The organism is Azospirillum palustre (assembly GCF_002573965.1).
Lineage (GTDB): Bacteria > Pseudomonadota > Alphaproteobacteria > Azospirillales > Azospirillaceae > Azospirillum > Azospirillum palustre.
The window spans coordinates 1-1571 of sequence record NZ_PDKW01000041.1 but is presented as its reverse complement, the minus strand read 5'-3'; the positions used below and the strand labels follow the sequence as shown (position 1 = coordinate 1571).

The following is a 1571-nucleotide window of genomic DNA, read 5'->3' as shown; positions in this document are numbered from 1 at the left end:
GCCACCTCGGGCGCCTCGTACATCACCCAGATGATCTTGGCCGCGTCCATCGGCGAGCCGCCGCCCAGCGCCAGGATCACGTCGGGCTGGAAGGCATTCGCCAGCGCCACCCCCTTGCGCACCACCGCCAGCGTCGGGTCGGCCGAAACCTCGAAGAAGGTCTCGACCTCCAGCCCCAGCGACTTCAGCACGCGGACGCTGTCGTTGACATGGCCGTTCTCGAACAGGAAGCGGTCGGTGACGATCAGGCAGCGCTTCTTGCCGCGCAGTTCCTCCAGCGCGAAGGGCAGGCAGCCGCGGCGGAAATAGATCGACTTGGGCAGCTTGTGCCACAGCATGTTCTCGGCTCGCTTGGCAACCGTCTTCTTGTTGATCAGGTGCTGCGGCCCGACATTCTCCGAGATCGAGTTGCCGCCCCACGAGCCGCAGCCCAGCGTCAGGGAGGGTGCGAGGCGGAAGTTGTAGAGGTCGCCGATGCCGCCATGCGACGATGGCGTGTTGATCAGGATGCGGGCGGTCTTCATCTTGTCGCCGAAATGGCGGATGCGGTCGGCCTGCCGGTCCTGGTCGGTGTAGAGCGCCGAGGTGTGGCCGATGCCGCCGAGCGCCACCAGGGCGGCGGCCTTGTCGCAGGCCTCGGCGAAGTCCTTGGCGCGGTAGAGCGCCAGGGTGGGCGACAGCTTCTCGTGGGCGAAGGGTTCGCTGTCGTCCACGTCCGAAACCTCGGCGATCAGCACCTTGGTGGCGAGCGGCACGTTCAGGCCGGCCATGGCGGCGATGGCGTGGGCGGGCTGGCCGACGATGTCGGCGTTGAGATGGCCGTCGGTCAGCAGGATTTTGCGCACGGCGTCGGCCTCGCGGGGCGACAGGATGTAGCCGCCATGGTGGGCGAAACGGTCGCGCACGGCGTCATAGACGGCCTCGACCACCACCGCCGACTGTTCGGACGCGCAGACCACGCCGTTGTCGAAGGTCTTGGACATCAGGATGGAGGCCACCGCGCGCTTGATGTCGGCGAACTCGTCGATGACGGCGGGGGTGTTGCCGGCGCCGACGCCGATGGCGGGCTTGCCCGAGGAATAGGCGGCCTTGACCATGCCCGGCCCGCCGGTGGCGAGGATCAGGGAGATGGCGGGATGGTGCATGACGGCGTTGGAGAGTTCCAGCGAGGGCTCGTCGATCCAGCCGATGATGTCGTCGGGCGCCCCGGCCTCGACCGCGGCGGCGAGCACGAGGCGGGCGGCCTCGCAGGTCGATTTGCGGGCGCGGGGATGGGGGGAGAGCACCAGCCCGTTGCGGGTCTTCAGCGCGATCAGCGCCTTGAAGATGGCGGTCGAGGTCGGGTTGGTGGTGGGGACGATGCCGCAGATCAGGCCGACCGGCTCGGCGATGGTGAGGATGCCGGCGTCGTTGTCTTCCGACAGGACGCCGCAGGTCTTCTCGTCCTTGTACTTGTTGTAGATGTATTCGGCGGCGAAGTGGTTCTTGATGACCTTGTCTTCCATGACGCCCATGCCGGTCTCCGCCACCGCCATCTTGGCGAGCGGGATGCGGGCGTTGGCGGCGGCCAG

At 67.6% G+C, this 1571-nt stretch carries 1 protein-coding gene; it reads right to left on the bottom strand.

Going from position 1 to position 1571, the window contains the following annotated elements; all coding sequences use genetic code 11:
• Window positions 1-1571: iron-containing alcohol dehydrogenase (locus CRT60_RS13940; RefSeq protein ID WP_143273305.1), on the bottom strand; the 1571-nt coding region annotated here is incomplete at both ends.